Origin of the sequence: Vibrio ishigakensis (assembly GCF_024347675.1) — a bacterium.
Lineage (GTDB): Bacteria > Pseudomonadota > Gammaproteobacteria > Enterobacterales > Vibrionaceae > Vibrio > Vibrio ishigakensis.
Genome location: NZ_AP024881.1, coordinates 274907 through 293075 on the forward strand (window position 1 = coordinate 274907; position 18169 = coordinate 293075).

The 18169-nt window shown below is 45.8% G+C and carries 20 protein-coding genes; 11 read left to right on the forward strand and 9 right to left on the reverse strand.

Annotated features, from left to right (window positions below; all coding sequences use genetic code 11):
* Positions 1–87: 87 nt before the first annotated feature.
* Positions 88–1056 carry a TAXI family TRAP transporter solute-binding subunit gene (locus Pcarn_RS01365; protein WP_261834620.1) on the reverse strand — a complete coding sequence of 323 codons (969 nt, stop codon included), beginning with the start codon at positions 1054–1056 and terminating at the stop codon, positions 88–90.
* A 417-nt stretch (positions 1057–1473) separates the two neighbouring features.
* Positions 1474–1944, reverse strand: a complete 471-nt coding sequence (gene argR / locus Pcarn_RS01370; RefSeq protein ID WP_261834621.1) for a transcriptional regulator ArgR — start codon at positions 1942–1944, stop codon at positions 1474–1476.
* A 279-nt stretch (positions 1945–2223) separates the two neighbouring features.
* Here argR and mdh point away from each other — a divergent pair, with 279 nt between their 5' ends.
* Together mdh and Pcarn_RS01380 are read left to right on the forward strand one after the other, a co-directional pair.
* Positions 2224–3159, forward strand: a complete 936-nt coding sequence (gene mdh / locus Pcarn_RS01375) for a malate dehydrogenase (RefSeq protein WP_261834622.1) — start codon at positions 2224–2226, stop codon at positions 3157–3159.
* A gap of 106 nt (positions 3160–3265) precedes the next feature.
* Entirely contained in the window at positions 3266–3454 is a 189-nt protein-coding gene (locus Pcarn_RS01380; RefSeq protein ID WP_261834623.1) for a hypothetical protein, read from the forward strand.
* Between the two features lie 45 nt (positions 3455–3499).
* Here Pcarn_RS01380 and ispB read toward each other — a convergent pair whose 3' ends face one another.
* The gene (gene ispB / locus Pcarn_RS01385) at positions 3500–4471 is read right to left on the reverse strand and encodes an octaprenyl diphosphate synthase (RefSeq protein ID WP_261834624.1); all 972 of its coding nucleotides are present in this window, start codon (positions 4469–4471) and stop codon (positions 3500–3502) included.
* Between the two features lie 269 nt (positions 4472–4740).
* On the opposite strand from ispB, the gene rplU reads away from it, so the two are divergent.
* The 9 genes from rplU (at position 4741) to Pcarn_RS01430 (ending at position 11297) form a co-directional block, all read left to right on the forward strand.
* Positions 4741–5052, forward strand: a complete 312-nt coding sequence (gene rplU / locus Pcarn_RS01390) for a 50S ribosomal protein L21 (RefSeq protein ID WP_017029047.1) — start codon at positions 4741–4743, stop codon at positions 5050–5052.
* Positions 5053–5071: 19 nt separating this feature from the next.
* The gene (rpmA, locus tag Pcarn_RS01395; RefSeq protein ID WP_101113344.1) at positions 5072–5329 is read left to right on the forward strand and encodes a 50S ribosomal protein L27; all 258 of its coding nucleotides are present in this window, start codon (positions 5072–5074) and stop codon (positions 5327–5329) included.
* A 200-nt stretch (positions 5330–5529) separates the two neighbouring features.
* Positions 5530–6699 carry an Obg family GTPase CgtA gene (gene cgtA, locus Pcarn_RS01400; protein WP_261834625.1) on the forward strand — a complete coding sequence of 390 codons (1170 nt, stop codon included), beginning with the start codon at positions 5530–5532 and terminating at the stop codon, positions 6697–6699.
* A 103-nt stretch (positions 6700–6802) separates the two neighbouring features.
* A complete protein-coding gene (locus Pcarn_RS01405; RefSeq protein WP_261834626.1) occupies positions 6803–7870 on the forward strand; it encodes an FUSC family protein in 1068 nt (355 codons plus the stop codon).
* Between the two features lie 87 nt (positions 7871–7957).
* Complete coding sequence (locus Pcarn_RS01410) at positions 7958–8725, forward strand: threonine/serine exporter family protein (protein WP_261834627.1); 768 nt, start codon at positions 7958–7960, stop codon at positions 8723–8725.
* Positions 8722–9198: a threonine/serine exporter family protein gene (locus tag Pcarn_RS01415; RefSeq protein ID WP_261834628.1), complete on the forward strand. Its 477-nt coding sequence runs from the start codon at positions 8722–8724 to the stop codon at positions 9196–9198. Before Pcarn_RS01410 ends, Pcarn_RS01415 begins: the two co-directional genes overlap by 4 nt.
* A 19-nt stretch (positions 9199–9217) precedes the next feature.
* Entirely contained in the window at positions 9218–9700 is a 483-nt protein-coding gene (gene folA, locus Pcarn_RS01420) for a type 3 dihydrofolate reductase (RefSeq protein WP_261834629.1), read from the forward strand.
* 1 nt (position 9701) lies between these two features.
* Complete coding sequence (locus Pcarn_RS01425) at positions 9702–10631, forward strand: LysR family transcriptional regulator (protein WP_261834630.1); 930 nt, start codon at positions 9702–9704, stop codon at positions 10629–10631.
* Positions 10632–10760: 129 nt separating this feature from the next.
* Entirely contained in the window at positions 10761–11297 is a 537-nt protein-coding gene (locus Pcarn_RS01430; protein ID WP_261834631.1) for a porin family protein, read from the forward strand.
* Between the two features lie 5 nt (positions 11298–11302).
* Here Pcarn_RS01430 and Pcarn_RS01435 read toward each other — a convergent pair whose 3' ends face one another.
* The 6 genes from Pcarn_RS01435 to lptD are packed head-to-tail and all read right to left on the reverse strand — an operon-like array spanning position 11303 to position 18112.
* A complete protein-coding gene (locus tag Pcarn_RS01435; RefSeq protein ID WP_261834632.1) occupies positions 11303–12106 on the reverse strand; it encodes a symmetrical bis(5'-nucleosyl)-tetraphosphatase in 804 nt (267 codons plus the stop codon).
* Positions 12107–12118: 12 nt separating this feature from the next.
* Positions 12119–12499, reverse strand: a complete 381-nt coding sequence (apaG, locus tag Pcarn_RS01440; RefSeq protein WP_261834633.1) for a Co2+/Mg2+ efflux protein ApaG — start codon at positions 12497–12499, stop codon at positions 12119–12121.
* A 21-nt stretch (positions 12500–12520) separates the two neighbouring features.
* The gene (rsmA, locus tag Pcarn_RS01445) at positions 12521–13327 is read right to left on the reverse strand and encodes a 16S rRNA (adenine(1518)-N(6)/adenine(1519)-N(6))-dimethyltransferase RsmA (protein ID WP_261834634.1); all 807 of its coding nucleotides are present in this window, start codon (positions 13325–13327) and stop codon (positions 12521–12523) included.
* Positions 13324–14310, reverse strand: a complete 987-nt coding sequence (pdxA, locus tag Pcarn_RS01450; RefSeq protein WP_261834635.1) for a 4-hydroxythreonine-4-phosphate dehydrogenase PdxA — start codon at positions 14308–14310, stop codon at positions 13324–13326. The genes rsmA and pdxA overlap by 4 nt, the downstream gene beginning before the upstream one ends.
* Positions 14300–15616: a peptidylprolyl isomerase SurA gene (surA, locus tag Pcarn_RS01455; protein WP_261834636.1), complete on the reverse strand. Its 1317-nt coding sequence runs from the start codon at positions 15614–15616 to the stop codon at positions 14300–14302. Before surA ends, pdxA begins: the two co-directional genes overlap by 11 nt.
* 30 nt (positions 15617–15646) lie before the next feature.
* Positions 15647–18112 carry an LPS assembly protein LptD gene (lptD, locus tag Pcarn_RS01460; RefSeq protein WP_261834637.1) on the reverse strand — a complete coding sequence of 822 codons (2466 nt, stop codon included), beginning with the start codon at positions 18110–18112 and terminating at the stop codon, positions 15647–15649.
* Positions 18113–18169: the final 57 nt, after the last annotated feature.

Here is an 18169-nt window from a genome sequence, read left to right on the forward strand (position 1 = left end):
TGTAGGCTAGGAAAGAGGCGGGGAGTTGCCATTAAACAGATGGCAAAAAACTAAGGAGGCGTTGTGCCTCCCTAGTATTAATCGGTCTTATTTGATTAGGCCGATTTCGCGGTAGTATTTCTCTGCACCTGGGTGAAGAGGAATAGATAGGCCGTCTTTCACCATGTTTTCTTTCTTAAGGTTTGCGAAAGCAGGGTGTAGGCGCTTAAAGGTGTCGAAGTTTTCGAATACAGCTTTTGCTACTGTGTAAGCGACTTCATCAGATACGTCAGCAGTGGTTACCATAGTTGCAGCTACACCGAAGCTATTAACGTCTTGGTCAGTACCACGGTACATGCCTGCTGGAACTGTGCTGAACGCATAGTAAGGGTTGTCTGCAACGATCTTGTCGATCTGCTCACCAGTCGCAGGTACTAGTTTAGCGTTACAAGAAGTTGTCGCTTCTTTGATTGAACCGTTCGGGTGACCAACCATGTAGATGAACGCATCGATCTTGTTATCACATAGAGCTTGTGAACGCTCAGAGCCTTTAAGCTCAGAGGCTAGTTTGAAGCTGTCGTTAGTCCAGCCCATAGCATCCATAACAACGCCCATAGTTGCGCGGTCACCTGAACCTGGGTTACCAATGTTCACGCGTTTGCCGGCTAGGTCTGAAACGTTGTTGATACCAGAGTCTTCACGAGCAATGATGTTAAACGGTTCTGTATGAAGAGAGAACATTGCGCGAAGTTTCTTGTAAGGTCCTTGCTCAGAGAACTTGCTTGTACCGTTGTAGCCGTGGAACTGCCAGTCAGACTGAACGATACCGAAATCAAGCTCACCAGAGCGGATGGTGTTTACGTTGTAGATGGAACCGCCTGTAGATTCAACCGAGCAACGCACGTTGTGGTCGTTACGGTCTTTGTTTACCAGCTTACAGATAGCACCACCGGTTGGGTAATAAACACCGGTTACTGAACCTGTACCTATGGTAATGAACTCTTGAGCGGAAAGTGTGCCTGCACTCATTGTAGCTGCAGCGATTGCGCCGAGCTGGATTACTTTTTTCAATGCCATGATAGCTTTATCCTTATATCCATGATCATATCAACAGCCTTCTTTGTGCTGTTGGTTTCCTACTTGGAAACGGCATCTTTTTCTCCATCGTTCCTGCCCAAAGCACAAAAAAGAGATAGTCACCTCAAAGTGCCTTAAGTGTAGTTGTTGATGTGATTAACGGTTAAGAAAACATCAACAAAACGTATCAAGAACTCGAAAAAGTGGCTGAATGATAACAAAAAAATATGGATAAATAGGCTGGGTAGGCGACAAATGCACCAAAAATAGGCAATTAGATGAGCAGTGTTAGTTGGGTATAGGAGGCCTAGCCCTTGCCGAATAAAGGGTTACAGGATGTAACTTGAGGTGTATGGCAATTTCAAGAAATGCGAAAGGGGTCACAATATGTTGTTTTGATTGTGACCCAGGTAACGGTTAGCCAGTGTATTCAAATAATTCGCATACCGATTCGAACAGCTGCTGTGTGCTGACATCTAGAGTTGGAGTAATGAAGATGGTGTCATCACCAGCGACAACCCCAAGAATTCCTTCGGCTTTTCCTAAAGAGTCTAGTAAACGAGCGATCAGTTGCGCACCTGCCGGTCCAGTGTGGATGACAACTAAGGCATTGTTATAATCGATGTCCAATACCAACTCACGCAGAGAGCTAGAAACGGTAGGTACACCCAGTTCAGCTGGTAGGCAGTACACCATTTCCATTTTCGCATTTCGCGTACGCACAGCACCAAACTTGGTTAGCATACGAGACACTTTTGATTGGTTGATGTTCTCGAAGCCTTCGTGCTTAAGGGCTTCAACGATCTCTCCTTGAGACCCAAAACGCTCTTGTTTAAGTAGGGATTTGAATTCGCGGACTAGTTGATCTTGTTTTTCGCTGTTTCGCATTGGTGGTCCCAGTTAATTCTTGCTGGAGGTGAGAATCCAGCAGAAAGGTTAATTACAAATAATTGTCTCACATAAGATTGTAGATACCAATATACAGCCTAGTAGAGAAGGTGATGAGCCTCGAAAATTGAATACTTATTTTGTTTTAGTGACTGAGGACTGTTTGCCATAAGTGAGTAAGGTCGCAAACATAGCGTTGTGTAATTGTAAAAATTAAGTGAATCCGATAGCGTGGGTGGCATAACAACTATTACCTCTATTTTACCCAAGGAGATTGTGATGAAAGTTTCTGTAATCGGAGCGGCTGGTGGTATCGGCCAAGCTCTAGCTCTACTACTGAAGAACCGTCTACCTGCAGGTTCTGATCTTGCTCTATATGACATCGCGCCAGTAACCCCAGGCGTTGCAGCGGATCTAAGCCATATCCCAACCCCAGTATCTATCAAAGGTTATGCGGGTGAAGACCCAACTCCAGCACTAGAAGGTGCTGATGTAGTTCTTATCTCTGCTGGTGTAGCTCGTAAGCCAGGTATGGACCGTGCTGACCTGTTCAATGTAAACGCAGGAATTGTTAAATCTTTGGCAGAAAAGATTGCTGTAGTATGTCCTAAGGCATGTGTAGGTATCATCACTAACCCAGTAAACACGACTGTGCCAATCGCAGCAGAAGTCCTGAAAAAAGCAGGCGTTTATGACAAGCGCAAGCTGTTCGGTGTAACTACTCTAGATGTGATTCGTTCTGAGACTTTTGTTGCTGAGCTTAAAGATAAAGATCCAGGCGATATCCGCGTTCCTGTAATCGGTGGCCACTCTGGCGTGACTATTCTTCCTCTACTATCTCAAGTAGACGGCGTTGAATTCACCGATGAAGAGATCGCAGCACTAACTCACCGTATCCAGAATGCGGGTACAGAGGTAGTAGAAGCGAAAGCGGGTGGCGGTAGTGCGACTCTATCTATGGGTCAGGCAGCATGTCGCTTTGGTCTAGCTCTTGTTAAAGCGCTTCAAGGTCAAGAGAACGTGATCGAGTGTGCTTATGTAGAAGGTCCAGGCGAGCATACCCCATTCTTTGCACAGCCTGTGCGCCTGGGTAAAGAAGGTATCGAAGAAGTGCTAGATTACGGTCCACTAAGTGAGTACGAGAGAAATGCGCTTGATGGCATGCTAGAGACACTATCTGGTGATATCACTAAAGGCGTAGAGTTCGCTAAGTAATCGAACTTGAGTTTTGACAAAAGCGAGTCTTGATGGCTCGCTTTTTTGATCCCCCCTATATTTTATAGCGTAATCATTATTGGTCACTCGTTAAAGGGAGAGCAGTATGGACGTTTCAAAATTAGAGAAAGGGATGTGGGTCGAGTCTGAGCTAGGAGTAGGTAAAGTTTTGGTGGTGGATAAAGAACACCACACAGTACTTCTAGAAGGGCTCAATGACGAACAGTGGGCCGAAGACGCACAAGCAGTTGAAGCTCAAGAGCAGATGCATGTGGGCTGTGACAAGTATTATTAGAACAAACTCATAAAAAGAAGCCACGACCAAAGTCGTGGCTTTTTGCTATTTGTTGCGCTTAACCGAAAGATGCGCCAGAGCTATTAAAGCTTGCTTTTCATCGCTATCTGGAAGGATATCGAGGGCGGCAATGGCTTTATCGGCTTCCTGCTCAGCAACTCTTGTGGTGTACTCAAGAGCACCTGTATCGCGCATAGCTTGCAGGATATCTTCAAGACGCTCCATACCATTGGCCTTTTCTATCGCCTCGTGAATCATCTCACGTTGCGTTTCATTGCCATGTTGCATGGCATAAAGAAGAGGAAGGGTTGGTTTACCCTCTGCAAGATCATCACCTACATTCTTACCCATCTCTTTGCCATCGGCAGTGTAATCTAGAACATCATCGATCAATTGGAATGCAGTACCTAGGTAGCGACCGTAGTCCTGCATTGCCGTTTCTACTTCTGCTGGGGCATCGGTTAGAATAGCAGCAAGCTGTGAGGCTGCTTCAAACAGGCGAGCAGTCTTTGAGTAGATCACCTGCATATAGCTCTCTTCAGTGGTCGAAGGATCGTTACAGTTGATCAACTGCTGAACCTCACCCTCGGCGATCACGTTTACCGCTTCGCTCATAAGCTCAAGGATCCTCAAAGATCCTAGGCTAGTCATCATCTGAAATGAGCGGGTGTAGATGTAATCCCCAACCAAGACGCTTGCGGCGTTGCCAAAGGCTGCATTGGCGGTCTCTTTACCACGACGCATATCCGACTCATCAACTACGTCATCGTGCAGCAGAGTGGCGGTATGGATAAATTCGATAAAGGCAGCTGCCGTGATGTGTTTATCCCCTTCATAGCCCAAAGCACGAGCAGAAAGCAGGGTGATTAGTGGGCGAAGGCGCTTACCTCCACTACCGATGATATAAAAGCCAAGTTGGTTAATCAGGGCTACGTCTGAGTTCAATTGAGCATGGATAGTTTGGTCGACCTTAGCCATGTCATCTGAGGTCAGAGTTTGGATAGCACTAAAATCCATTTTTATTCCGAAGTGAGTGGCTACGATCTAGGTAGCTAAACTGATAATTAATGTCGGATTTTATACTAAAAATCGTTGCCAAATATACCCGTAAAGGGCATCATTCACGCACTTTTATGTGGCGATTATCTTTTCGCCAATTTTTTTAAAATATGGCTTGTCTTATGTGAAGCATTCACGTAGAATCTGCGCCCTATTGATGAATTAGTTTAGCGCACACCCGAACTGCCAAAACAGGCATAGGCTGTGCGGAAAAAGCGGAGTAAAATATGTACGCTGTTTTCCAATCTGGTGGTAAACAACACCGTGTAAGCGAAGGTCAAACTCTTCGTTTAGAGAAATTGGACGTTGAAACTGGTGCAACTGTTGAGTTTGACTCAGTTCTAATGATTGCTAACGGTGAAGAAATCACTGTTGGTGCTCCTCTTGTTGAGGGCGGCAAAGTTGTAGCTGAAGTGGTTAAGCACGGTCGTGGCGATAAAGTTAAAATCGTTAAGTTCCGTCGCCGTAAGCACTCTCGTAAGCAACAAGGCCACCGTCAGTGGTTCACTGAAGTGAAAATCACTGGCATCAACGCTTAAGTTTTAGGAGAGTTTAACAATGGCACACAAAAAAGCTGGCGGTTCTACTCGTAACGGTCGCGATTCAGAAAGCAAACGTCTTGGTGTTAAGCGTTTTGGTGGCGAATCAGTTCTAGCGGGTAACATCATCGTTCGTCAACGTGGTACTAAGTTCCACGCTGGTACTAACGTTGGTATCGGTAAAGACCACACTCTTTTCGCTCTTACTGAAGGTAAAGTGAAATTCGAAGTTAAAGGTCCTAAGAACCGTAAATTCGTAAGCATCGAATCTGAGTAATATCAGTTTCAAGCTGAATTCAAAAGCCCTGCCGATTCGGCGGGGTTTTTTATTTATAGGATACTTATAAAGAAAGGAAGACTAGGTTTCTTGGCCGTGCATCTTAGCTTAGGGTGCAGTGCCCAGACCCCTAGATCCTTTTAGGTGGTGGATCTGCTAAAGTAGATTCAGCGGGGTATCACACCGAATTGGAGTGAGAAATGAAATTCGTAGATGAAGCAACAATTAAGATTGAAGCAGGCGACGGCGGTAACGGCGTAGTTAGCTTCTGGCGCGAGAAATTCGTAGCCAAAGGTGGCCCTGACGGTGGTGATGGTGGTGACGGCGGCGATGTATATATCGAAGCCGATGAGAACCTGAATACACTGATCGATTATCGATTCCAGCGCTTCTACGCTGCTGAACGTGGTGAGAACGGTCGTGGTGGTAACTGTACCGGTAAACGCGGTAAAGACCTGACCCTTAAGGTACCTGTAGGTACACGTGCGGTAGACATCCACACTAACGAGATAGTTGGTGAGGTTGCTGAGCATGGCAAGAAGGTTATGGTTGGCAAGGGTGGCTGGCACGGTCTAGGTAATACCCGCTTCAAGTCATCGGTAAACCGAGCACCTCGTCAAAAGACAATGGGTACCAAGGGTGAGGTGCGTGAGCTTCGCCTCGAGCTACTGCTACTGGCTGACGTGGGTATGCTAGGTTTGCCAAACGCAGGTAAATCTACCTTTATTCGCGCAGTTTCGGCAGCGAAACCTAAGGTAGCGGACTATCCGTTTACTACGCTTATCCCAAGCCTAGGTGTGGTATCTGTGGTACCTGAGAAGAGCTTTGTGGTTGCAGATATTCCTGGCCTTATCGAAGGTGCTGCGGACGGTGCTGGTCTTGGTATTCGCTTCTTGAAGCACCTTGAGCGTTGTCGTGTTCTTCTGCATATGATCGATCTTATGCCGATCGATCAAAGTGATCCTGTACAAAATGCATTGACCATTATCGATGAGCTTGAACAGTACAGTGAAAAGCTTGCTGGTAAGCCTCGTTGGTTGGTATTCAACAAGGTTGATCTCATGCCTGAAGAGGAAGCAGAAGAGAAGATCCAAGAGATTCTCGATGCTCTAGGCTGGGAAGATCAATACTTCAAGATCTCTGCAATCAACAAGAATGGCACCAAAGAGCTGTGCTTTAAGCTTGCTGACTTTATGGAATCTCTGCCACGCGCAATGGAAGAGAAGACAGAGGAAGAGAAAGTCGACTTCATGTGGGATGATTACCACAAAGATGCTATGTCTGGTAAAGATGTAGTGACTGAAGACGATTGGGATGATTGGGACGATGATGATGAAGATGACGGTCACGTTATCTGGGTTCGCGAGTAAGCGTGGACATTTAATCGCCGATTTATCATAATTCAAGAAAGAGTCTGAACGAGGTTCAGGCTCTTTTTTTATCTATATGCACAGAGTCTCACGGAAAGAGTTCATGCGCCTTAATCAAGCAATTTCAGACCTAGATAACTTCGTTTTCTCTAATTACCGCATAGTTCATGGCTTTCGAGTGGCTATCGCCTTCGTCATCACTATGTTGTTCACTGGCTATTTTGAAATCCCCGAACGTACCTGGATTTTGATCACCCTAGTGGTAGTGATTGGTCCCATATCTTACCTTGGAAACGTACTTCCTCGGGCTTGGCATCGTGTTCTAGGCACCTTGATAGGGGCTGCTTCTGGTGTTCTCGCTATAGTCCTTAGTCAATATTCTTTAACCGCTATGTATGCATGGTGCGCGGTGGTTATCTTTGCTAGTGCTTATTACTCTCTTGGCAAGCGCCCTTACGTGGGGATACTGATTGGCATCACTCTAGCCGTTACCATAGGCGGGGGCGATAGTGACGTGAGTGTGGCATTGTGGCGCGGATTCGATGTTTCCGTTGGCTGTGTTATCGCTGTTCTGTTCTGCCTTATCTATCCTCAACGCGCCTTTATTCATTGGCGTATGCGCATCAACAGTGTGCTTGATAACTTTGCCAAGGTTTATCACCTCTCTTATTCACCGAACGTGTTAGAAAAGCCTGATCTTGAGCCCTTCCAGAAAGCGCTAGTAAAAGAGATGACCAAGCTGAACTCCCTAGGTAAGCCATCGGAGAAAGAGACAAAGCTCAACTATCAGCTTATCTATGCCATCCAGGTTCAACTGCGCAATATGCTGTTTACCATAGAGCTTCTTAACCATAGCTATTGGAGTGACAGAGAAAGCCACTTGAATATGTTGTGGTCTAAGTCTTTGAAGCAATGCCAAGAACAGGTTGAGAAGAAACTGAATGACTTAGCACATATGGTCAAAACCGGTCAGCTTGTTGAAGATAAAGAAACCCTGCACAGTAAAGAGATCATCCGAGAGCTTAAAGAAATCATTGCCGATATAGACGGTCATGAAACCGAGATCTATGGCTATATCTGGCTCAACGTAAAGCTGATTGAGGATCTAGCAAACCTGAAGCGTTTGCTGATTCTGGCGCTTAATCTATCCGATAAGAGCAAAGCCAATTGATATGAATCAAGCTTGGTAAGATTGATGCTATCTCACGCGCAGCAAACTCAATAGAATGATGCAATTTCAACCAGCACAAAGATAAGAATGGATACAAAACAAAGAGCGGTGAGTCGCCTCATTGCTCAAGCTGGCCAGATGTTGCATGCCCATGGTGCTGAGAGCGCGCTGATTGGTGGAATAATGCAACGTATCGGTTTGGCTTGTGGCATGGATGAGGTTGAGGTCTCTCTTACCGCTAACGCCCTAGTGGTGACCACCCTTTATAAAGATCACTGTATAACCACTACTCGTCGCTGTCCCGACAGAGGCATCAATATGCGCGTAATCACTGAGGTTCAGCGCATCTGCATTATGTTAGAGAAGGGCATACTCAACTTTGAATTAGCCAAGAGTAAGCTAGATAACATTACACCAGAGAGATATAACCGCTGGCTGGTAGTCTTTATGATCGGGCTTTCTTGTGCGTCCTTCAGTCATCTGGCTGGCGGCGACCTTGGGGTATTTGTCATGACCTTCATTTCTTCGGCTATTGGCATGGTAGTGCGCCAAGAGATAGGTCATCGTCACTTTAATCCGCTTCTCAACTTCGCTGTGACCGCTTTTGTTACCTCCCTTATCTCAGCGCAAGCAGTGGTTTTCGATATTGGTAATCAGCCTCATATAGCTATGGCTTCTTCAGTTCTTATGCTCGTCCCAGGTTTTCCCTTGATCAACTCGGTGGCTGATGTACTGAAAGGCTATATCAATATGGGGATAGCCCGCTTTGTGATGGCGAGTCTTCTTACTTTAGCTACCTGCTTAGGTATTGTTGCTGTTGGTGGGATTCTTAATATCTTTGGGACAACATTATGACGTTTTGGCTTGAATTGTTGCTTGGACTGCTAGACGATATGTTCTTTGCCGCGATCCCCGCGGTAGGGTTTGCGTTGGTATTTAATGTTCCCAAGAGTGCACTAGTCTATTGTGCCCTTGGTGGTGCTATCGGGCATGGCTCACGCTATTTGATGATGCAGTTTGGTCTCTCTATCGAGTGGTCGACTCTGTTTGCAGCTACCTTAGTTGGTTTTATCGGTGTGCTCTGGTCACATCGCTTCTTGGCTCACCCTAAGGTATTTACTGTAGCAGCCATGATCCCTATGGTTCCTGGTGTCTACGCCTTTAATGCTATGACGGCGTTAGTTGAGATAAATCAGCTTGGGTACACCCATGATCTATTTGCTAGTTTGATAGAGAACTTCTTGAGTGCCATGTTTATCATCGCGGGATTAGCCATAGGGCTAGCTATGCCGGGACTATTTATCTACAGACGCAAACCTATAGTGTGACAAAGACAATCGAGGTTTTATGATCATCAGTATGATCGCAGCAATGGCGCAGGATCGCGTCATTGGTAAAGACAATCAGATGCCTTGGCATCTTCCAGCCGATTTTGTATGGTTCAAGAAATGCACCCTCGGCAAGCCGGTTATTATGGGGCGTAAGACCTACGACTCCATTGGTCGTCCACTACCGGGTCGCCAGAATATCGTTATCAGCCGTGATCCCGAACTAAAGATAGATGGTGTATTAACCACGACCTCTATCGATAAAGCTCTAGAGCTCGTATCTGGAGTGGACGAGGCTATGATCATAGGTGGAGGTTCTATCTATGAGAGTTGCTTGCCGCTTGCCAATAGGCTTTATCTGACTCATATCGACTTAACTGTTGAGGGTGATACCCAATTCCCAGATTGGGGAGAGGGTTGGCAGCAAACTCATTCCGAGAGCTTCAATGCCGATGAGAAGAATGCTTATGATATGCAGTTTGTAATCCTAGAAAGGGAATAAAATGGCTAAAGATCGCTTTGCTAATCTGGACTTGAATCTGCTGAGAACCTTCTTGGTACTCTCTCAAGAGCTCAATATGCGCAAAGCGTCTGTACGCCTCAACGTTTCCCAGCCCGCAATTAGCCAAGCCCTGCAACGCCTGAGACATCATTTTGATGATGAGCTATTTGTAAAGGTGCGCAGTGGGCTTGAACCTACCGCTTATGCAATTGAATTGTCGAATACGGTTACTCCTTTATTGGATGAGCTGGCTGCTGCGATAAATGGCGTCGAGAACTTCTCTGAACAAGAGATAGATCAGAAGCTTTGTATCAGCATGAACTCCATAGCAGAGATAGCTATTGGCGGTAGCTTATTTAGTTCGATAACCCAAAAGGCACCCAATGCAACTCTCGAGTTCCAAAGCTGGACTTCATCGGCTATGGAGAAAATTCTTGAAGGGCAAACTCTGCTGGGTGTTGGGTATCATAATGAGGACTTTAAGGGCGTATATAGTGAGAAGTTAGTCGATCTCACGGGGTTGTTGATCGCAAGAGAAAATCACCCTTTAGCTGGAAAGAAACGACAGATTCGGGAGTTGGAAGGTGCGTCTATTGCTTCGTTGGTTGCTAAGGGCTGGAACGAAAATAGAGCCATAGCGGTAGATTATCTCAAGCAGCACAACGTTAATATCAGCGTAGGTTTTCGCTCCGAGCTAATGCTTCCTCTTATCGATGTAGTACGACGAAGTGATATGCTTTTAGCGGTCTCTACACTATTTCCTGTCTCCCAGCACGATGGCTTAGTTGCGCTAGATATCGATGTTGCACCGGAGACAATACAAGTCCCTCTCTACGCTCACTATCACATCAAGAACCGTAATAACCCTCTTATTAATTGGTTAGTGGAAACCATTAGAGAAGAGCTGATACAACAAACTTGCAATAATTAATGCTTATGAGTGAGATAAGGTTTTAATATTTCCTCTTATTAGCACAACTCCTTACACTTCCTCGCAACTTGAATCGCAAGGAGCGACATAAACGTCAGGGATTAACTGATATTTGTTTGTGAGGTTTGTATGAAAAAAACTGCTGCTCTAATTGCTTCTCTTTCCCTTCTATCTATTCCAGCTATCGCACAGGATGAAGTTGCAGAGCCTAAGGCTCAAGGGCATCGCATTGGTTTGGGCTTTGCCAGTACAGAGGAGCCAGATCTTGAAGTCAGCTTTGGTAAGGGCCTAAAACTTGAATACGGCTATGAGTTTAACAACATCGTAGGTATTAACTTGTCGTATGCTGGCTTTGGTGAAGATGTCCTCGGTGGTTTATTTAAGGTAGAGGGCTCAACCTTCAAACTAGATACAGACCTTGGTTATACCTTCCACTTTGACAACTTTGCTATCAAACCTTACGGTGCTATCGGTGTGGTTAGGATTGATGAAGAGTGGACAGCCCTTGGCGAGAAAGAGAGCTATGACGATACTACTATCTTCGTAGGCATCGGTGCTCGTGCAACTCTGTTTGAGCATTACTACACCGATATTCGCTTCGAAGCCTTTGCTTCAGAGATCTTAGACTATGACCAGTTCTCAATGACTTTTGGCTATCGCTTCTAAGCCTCTTAAAGCGCTGCTTGATGGAAGTAGCGCTTGTCTTCCCATCTCAGCATAGTCATGTGATTGCCCCAGACACATCCTGTGTCGAGGCCAATAGCCTCTTTTGAGTTAAGTCCCATCAGGGCTGCCCAGTGACCAAAGATAGCGGTCTTTTCAAGCTCAATACGCTCAGGCAGCTCAAACCAAGGTATTAGTACTGACTTATCCACATCTTCGGGTGGTAATTTACTGTCCATATCCAATCTGCCATCGCTATAGCAATAACGCATTCTAGTAAACGCGTTGATAATAAAGCGTGAGCGCTCATAGCCAGCCAGATTTTCATCCCAAGTATCGGGCTTATTAGCGTACATATTGCGAATAAGCTCTTGCCAATTCTCACCTTGAAGCTGCTCCTCAATCTCTTTAGCAGCATTGCGACTGGTACTCAGATCCCATAGAGGGTAGATGCCGGCATGGCTCAAGACAAACTCTGGGTGTTCAGCCAATAAAGGCTGCTTTCTAAGCCATTCTAAAAGCTCATCTCTATCTTCTGCTTCGAGGATGGGAATTGTTTTGTCTTTCTCTTTTGCTTTATGCACGCCTAGAGAAACGGCGAGTAAGTGCAGGTCATGATTCCCTAGTACTACTTTTACGCTGCTTCCAAGGCCTTTAACAAACCTAAGTGTCTCGAGAGACTCAGGGCCACGAGCTACCAAATCACCAGCAATCCAAAGGGTGTCTTGTTGGGGATTGAAGTCGACTTGCAAAAGCAGGAGTTTAAGCTCAGAAAGGCAACCTTGAATGTCGCCGACAATATAATGGGACAAGTCTAACCTCGACTAGTTGATGATATTTGGCACTGCAAGATTAAAGGGAGCGATCTCTGCGGTAAAGGTTTCGCCATTCTCGCACTGCATCACGTACTGTCCTTGCATCACACCTACAGGTGTTTCTAGAGCTGTACCGCTGGTATAGGTGTAGTCATCGTTGGCAGGAATAACCGGTTGTTCACCGACAACACCATCACCCTCGACGGTAAGTTGTTTGCCATTGCCATCTGTGATTAGCCAGCGACGAGATAGGAGTTGAACGGGTTCGAATCCAAGATTCTTTATGGTGATCATATACGCAAATACATAGCGCTCGTTGTCAGGGTCTGACTGAGCCTCTATGTATTTGGTGTGTACGTGGCATTTGATACAAGGTTGACTAACGTCCATGTGGTCTCCTTGGTTTCTGGTTTAGCTGTGTTTGTCAGCCAGCCAGTTTGCTAGGTCTACAAATTGCTCAAGAGTTAGATTCTCTGGGCGCATCGAAGGTGAAATACCTAGCTCTTCTAGTACTTCTGCTGAAACGAGTGATTTGAAGCAGTTACGTACTGTTTTACGTCTCTGGTTGAAGCCATCACGACATACTCTGTCTAGCCATTTAAGGTCTTTAGCAGGGTAAGGTAGCGTCTCGTAAGGAACCAGACGAACTACAGCAGAGTCAACCTTAGGTGGCGGAACGAATGCTGTTGGTGGCACTTCCAGTACAGGTACAACCTTACAATAGTACTGCGCCATGATGGTTAGGCGGCCATAGGCCTTAGTGCCTGGACCTGCTGCAAGACGATTTACCACTTCTTTCTGAAGCATAAAGTGCATGTCTTGAATGTCTGCATGGAACTCGAACAGGTGGAACATCAATGGTGTCGAGATGTTATAAGGCAGGTTACCAAAGATACGCAGCTTGTTGTTTGGCTTAACCAGTTGCTGAAAGTCGAAGCGCATAGCATCGCCTTCATGGATGGTTAGCTTGTCAGCGAGATCTGGATGAGTACGAAGACGCTCTGCTAGGTCACGGTCAAGTTCGATAACGGTAAACTTGTCGACTTCTTTACCTACAGGCTCGGTAATAGCGCCAAGGCCAGGGCCGATCTCTACAAGGTTTTGACCTGGCTTTGGATTGATCGATGAAACGATACCATCAATGATATAAGGATCGTTTAGGAAGTTCTGACCAAAACGTTTACGCGCTTTGTGCCCTAGATGGACATCATTTCTCATTGTTTTTTCTCAACTAATTCTATCGCATGGGAAAGTGCAGTCTGGAAGCTTCCTGGATCCACTTGACCGGTTCCCGCTAAATCTAATGCCGTCCCATGGTCCACTGAGGTACGAATAAATGGCAAACCTAGGGTGATATTTACTGAATTGCCGAAGCCTTTGTATTTTAGCACCGGTAGCACCTGATCATGGTACATACCCAACACAACGTCGGCATCTTCAAGATATTTCTGATTGAAGATAGTATCAGCAGGTAGAGGGCCGACAATGTCCATACCCTTAGTTCGCAGTTTGTCTAAGGTTGGCTCAATGGTGTCTATCTCTTCAGTGCCTAAACAGCCATCTTCACCGGCGTGTGGGTTTAAGCCACACACATAAATCTTAGGATTTGTCAGGGCAAACTTACTCACCATATCCTGATGCAGAATATGCATGATGCTGGTTAGGCGCTCTTCGGTTACTGCTTTAGATACATAGGCTAGAGGTATGTGAGTAGTCACTAGCGCTACACGCAAGCCCTCAGTTGCAAGCATCATTACCACCAGTGGCGTATTTGACTGCTCTGCAAAGAACTCAGTATGGCCACTAAAGGCAACACCTGCTCGGTTTATCACCCCTTTATGCACAGGGCCGGTGACTATAGCGCCAAACTCATCACTAAGGCAACCTTGAGCCGCTCTTTCTAAGGTTTTTAGAACATAGTGGCCATTCGCCTCATTAAGCTCACCAATGACAGCAGGTGCTGCCATTGGAATGTGGTCAACGATCAAAGTGCCTTTGGTGTGTGGTTGAGCCTGAGCGTCTGCATCGTAGTCGATTAGAACGACATCAATACCGAGGTGCTTGGCGCGATCGGCTAGCATCTGTTTATCAGCGCATACCACTAGCTGGTGGTTAGACTCGGAGTTAGCAAGTGCTAACACCAAGTCAGGTCCAACACCAGCAGGCTCTCCGGCAGTGATGACTATTCGCTTACACGTCATTGTTGACCTCTTCTAGGTCTTCATCTTCTGGTTGTACCATTTCAACGAATGCGCTAGCTCGCAGCTCTTGTAGCCAAGCACTCGCTTCTTCATTGAACTTACGATTGAACAGAATGCGGTAAGCCTTGTTCTTCATCGCACTGTCTGTACGGTCAACCTCGCGACGATCCATCACCTCTACAATGTGCCAGCCATGAACGGTTTCAAATGGTTCACTGATTTGGCCTTGTGGAAGGGTTTCAACCATGTGTTTGAATTCAGGAACATAAAGGTCTGGAGTTTGGTAGCCTAGCTCACCACCACGAGCTGCTGAACCTGGGTCAGCACTGTATTGTTGAGCCATATCCGCAAATGAAACTTCGCCAGATTGGATACGACGCTTGATACCATCTAGCTCTCGCTTGGCACCTTCATCACTTAGAATCACAGAGGTCTTGATTAGAATATGACGAGCGTTTACTTCAGTAACTGCAACAGTCTCTAGGCCTTGAACATCTTCAATCTTAAGGATGTGGAAGCCAATACCGCTGCGGAAAGGGCCTATGATGGCATCTTTACCTTGAGTGGTAATTTGGTCAGCAAAGATAGTTGGCATCTCTTCTTTGCGCATCCATCCCCAGTCACCACCTTCAAGGGCCTTAGGACCTTTTGAGTATTCGATTGCCAAGTCAGAGAATTTCTCACCGTCGTTTAGGCGCTTAACCAGTTCCTCAGCTTGTTCTTGTACTTCGGTTTTGCTTTGTTCGTCGTTGAATCGCAATTGAATATGACCAACGCGATAGTTCACAGATTTATTGGTCTCTTTCGCGAGCATACCTGCCATAGTCTCTACCTCAGCAGGCAGAATGTTGATACGTCGACGCACTAGTGCGTTTCGAGCCTCTGAGATTGCTACCTCTTTGCGGATTTGTTCGCGGAATTCAGCGTAGGTCATGCCTTGCGCACGAACACTCTCTAGCAACTGCTCTTGAGTCTGTTTGTTGTTTTCTGCGATAGATTGAATTGCATCATCTAGGCGATTGTCATCGATTCGTACACCGATACGCTTCGCTTCTTGAGCTTGAAGCTCATCTACGATCAGTTTTTCGATAACCTGATCATGCAGAACATCATCTGCTGGCAGTTTTTGATCTTTTTCTACAGCGCCCGCTTTAACGGTCTTCATTGCTGCATCGATATCACTCTGCAGGATCACACCGTCATTTACGATCACAACAACCTTGTCTAGCTCTACTGGAGCTGCAGTTGCCAATGTCGAGATCAGCGTTATTAATGTCAGAGCGAGAAGTTGTTTAAACATCTTCATTTTGTTTCCAATACTTCTTTATTAAGAGGTTTAATTATTCAGATAGAAAGGTCGACCGTACCCTAGAGCATTGCCGCCGTCACCCGTGTCGGTACCAAAGTTTGTGCCGAAGCCGATAATACCTATGTTAAAGCTAATATTTTCCTCGTATTCCGGGCCTGGATTAGGAGTGCCTACACCACCAGGCCACGAACGAAGTTGGTCTGTGTAGGTAATACCGACATACCAACAGTCTGATGTATATCTCACACGAGCTAAAGCTTCTAACATGATGTTCTCCGTTACATCATGGAAATACTGGGCGCTAAAGTTCCAATTTCGACTCAGACGGTAACCGCCTAGTAAACCAACCTGGGATATACCATCGTTGGTAACATTATTGATGTTTATTCCATCAACGGAGTCTTCTATGTATTGGCGAGATACATAGCGATAGTTGGTCTGTATATACCCAGCACCTTGGCGATACTCTAGAGTGCTGTTGGCGAGCTGGATTTCTTCATCACTGATATCGTATTGAATACCACCATGATAGAAGAGGTAATCATTGAAATTAAAATCTGTTTCGATTGCCCAAGCCGAGTAGTTGGAGTCGTCCTGCCCCGAACTGCTATCACTGCCATCCTCAATATAATAGATTTGACCAAAAGACAGGTTCATTCGTTCCCTGTAGTTTGAATCATAGAATCGGGTGGTCGCACCATAACTCACCTGGTTAGCTGCAACAACTTTATCTACACCACTGAACTTACGAGTACGGAACAACCCATAGTAATCTTGCTGTAGCAAGGTAGTGTCATAGTTAAAGATGTTTGACTGGTCTTCTTCTGGCACATACAAGTACTGAACTCTGGGCTCTAGAGTCTGGGTATAGCCACCAAAAACAGTAGTATCACGCTCTAGATAAAGTGTACCAGCAGTGCGGAACTCTGGAATAACACGAGTTACGTTTTCTTCTAGGTCACCCACACTGCCTGGGTTCATACTGGAGATATCTTGATTGTAATAGGTAGCCAGCAATCGACCTTCTGTTTCCCATCCACCCCATGTGGTTGTCAGAGGAATCTTGATACCAGGTTCGATATGTACACGAGTCGCGGAGTCTGGCTTTTCGCCACGCTCATCATCAGTCTTAAACTGTGTAATGTGGCTGATGACATCAAAATCTAGGTAGTCAGTTACTTGCGGCAGATAATAATTTGCTCGAAGCTGAGGCATCATCTGATATGGCAAATCTTGTGTTGTAGACAACAATTGGAAATCACGAACCAATAGACTGGTATCCCAATTGTTGTTTCGCCAAGAAATTTTACCTTGTTGTAGGAGTTGTCCGTCTTCACGCTCACCTATACTGGATGATATGTCTCTGAAATAGTAGATATCACTAACCTTTGCGTAGTCGACCTCTAGTTTCCAGTTTTTATCAAACACACCATAGTGTTTGTAACCAACCCCCCAACGATCGCCTAACTCGGGATATTTTTGATCATCGGCTAGGTACTGCCCTTGGACTTCACCTCGACCAAATTGACTAAGGTAGCGAAATTTACCGTCGAGTTGGGTACCTCGTTCACTCATGTATTTTGCTGTGGTTTCCAAGTCATAGTTTGGAGCCAAGTTCCAATAAAATGGAATCTCTAATTCGAAACCATCACTAGTACCATAGGAAACAGTGGGATATAGGAAACCCGTTTTACGGTTATCACCAATGGGTACTGTCAACCAAGGTAGATAGAATACAGGTACCTTCTGTATCTCGAACCTTGGGTTATACAGGGTAGCTTCTTCTTTCTCGTTATCGATTTCGATGGAAGAAGAAACTAGGCGCCAAGAGTTGTCGTCTTCTGGGCATGAGGTAATGGTACCATCCTCAAGCTCATAGTATGCCTTGCCCTCAACGCGAATCACTTTCGCATCACCACGGCCGTTCTGGCATAGCAATTGGTAGTTGGCCATCTCTAGAGTAGTGACATCTGAATCTAGGTTAGTGGTGGCCTTGTCTGAGACAGACTTGATCTGGCCATTGGCCATTTCCACATTACCTTCAGCAACGATCACATTTTCTTGTTGATACAAGGTGACCGTGTCTGCATTTAGGCGTTTGGTGCCTTGTGTAACCTGAACATTACCTCTATATGTGGCTTCTTGGCCATTGATGCCGTCTAGAGAGTCGGCTTCGACATTGGTTGGTAACGAGTTTGGCTCAGCGTCATCAGGAGCGAGACATTGAGCTGTTAAATCAAAGGTTTGGTCTTCGGCTGCAGACAAGATTGCCTGCAACTCGGCCGCGGGTTCTGCATCCTCTTCTGAGGCTTCATCGGAAATTTGTGTTGAAGAGGTATTTGCCGCATCATTGATGGACGCGTCCGGTGATTCTACCTGAACGCCTTGTTCTTCAACTGGATTTTCCTGCGCACTTGTTTCAGCTTGAGCGCTCGCAGCCACAAGGGCGGTTGATACAGATATAGCGAGCAAGGTGCGGGGAAAAGTTGACATCGGGTGGAAACTTCCTTGATGGTAAATAAGTCCGTAGACTGTAGTTGACCGTATTCT

Coding starts and splice junctions, on each gene's coding strand:
- rpmA (WP_101113344.1), top strand. CDS start 5,072: ATGGCACACAAAAAAGCTGGCGGTTCTACTCGTAACGGTCGCGATTCA.
- Pcarn_RS01415 (WP_261834628.1), top strand. CDS start 8,722: ATGACGTTTTGGCTTGAATTGTTGCTTGGACTGCTAGACGATATGTTC.
- rplU (WP_017029047.1), top strand. CDS start 4,741: ATGTACGCTGTTTTCCAATCTGGTGGTAAACAACACCGTGTAAGCGAA.
- cgtA (WP_261834625.1), top strand. CDS start 5,530: ATGAAATTCGTAGATGAAGCAACAATTAAGATTGAAGCAGGCGACGGC.
- mdh (WP_261834622.1), top strand. CDS start 2,224: ATGAAAGTTTCTGTAATCGGAGCGGCTGGTGGTATCGGCCAAGCTCTA.
- Pcarn_RS01425 (WP_261834630.1), top strand. CDS start 9,702: ATGGCTAAAGATCGCTTTGCTAATCTGGACTTGAATCTGCTGAGAACC.
- ispB (WP_261834624.1), bottom strand. CDS start 4,471: ATGGATTTTAGTGCTATCCAAACTCTGACCTCAGATGACATGGCTAAG.
- pdxA (WP_261834635.1), bottom strand. CDS start 14,310: ATGACGTGTAAGCGAATAGTCATCACTGCCGGAGAGCCTGCTGGTGTT.
- surA (WP_261834636.1), bottom strand. CDS start 15,616: ATGAAGATGTTTAAACAACTTCTCGCTCTGACATTAATAACGCTGATC.
- Pcarn_RS01380 (WP_261834623.1), top strand. CDS start 3,266: ATGGACGTTTCAAAATTAGAGAAAGGGATGTGGGTCGAGTCTGAGCTA.
- lptD (WP_261834637.1), bottom strand. CDS start 18,112: ATGTCAACTTTTCCCCGCACCTTGCTCGCTATATCTGTATCAACCGCC.
- Pcarn_RS01430 (WP_261834631.1), top strand. CDS start 10,761: ATGAAAAAAACTGCTGCTCTAATTGCTTCTCTTTCCCTTCTATCTATT.
- folA (WP_261834629.1), top strand. CDS start 9,218: ATGATCATCAGTATGATCGCAGCAATGGCGCAGGATCGCGTCATTGGT.
- apaG (WP_261834633.1), bottom strand. CDS start 12,499: ATGGACGTTAGTCAACCTTGTATCAAATGCCACGTACACACCAAATAC.
- rsmA (WP_261834634.1), bottom strand. CDS start 13,327: ATGAGAAATGATGTCCATCTAGGGCACAAAGCGCGTAAACGTTTTGGT.
- Pcarn_RS01405 (WP_261834626.1), top strand. CDS start 6,803: ATGCGCCTTAATCAAGCAATTTCAGACCTAGATAACTTCGTTTTCTCT.
- Pcarn_RS01365 (WP_261834620.1), bottom strand. CDS start 1,056: ATGGCATTGAAAAAAGTAATCCAGCTCGGCGCAATCGCTGCAGCTACA.
- Pcarn_RS01410 (WP_261834627.1), top strand. CDS start 7,958: ATGGATACAAAACAAAGAGCGGTGAGTCGCCTCATTGCTCAAGCTGGC.
- argR (WP_261834621.1), bottom strand. CDS start 1,944: ATGCGAAACAGCGAAAAACAAGATCAACTAGTCCGCGAATTCAAATCC.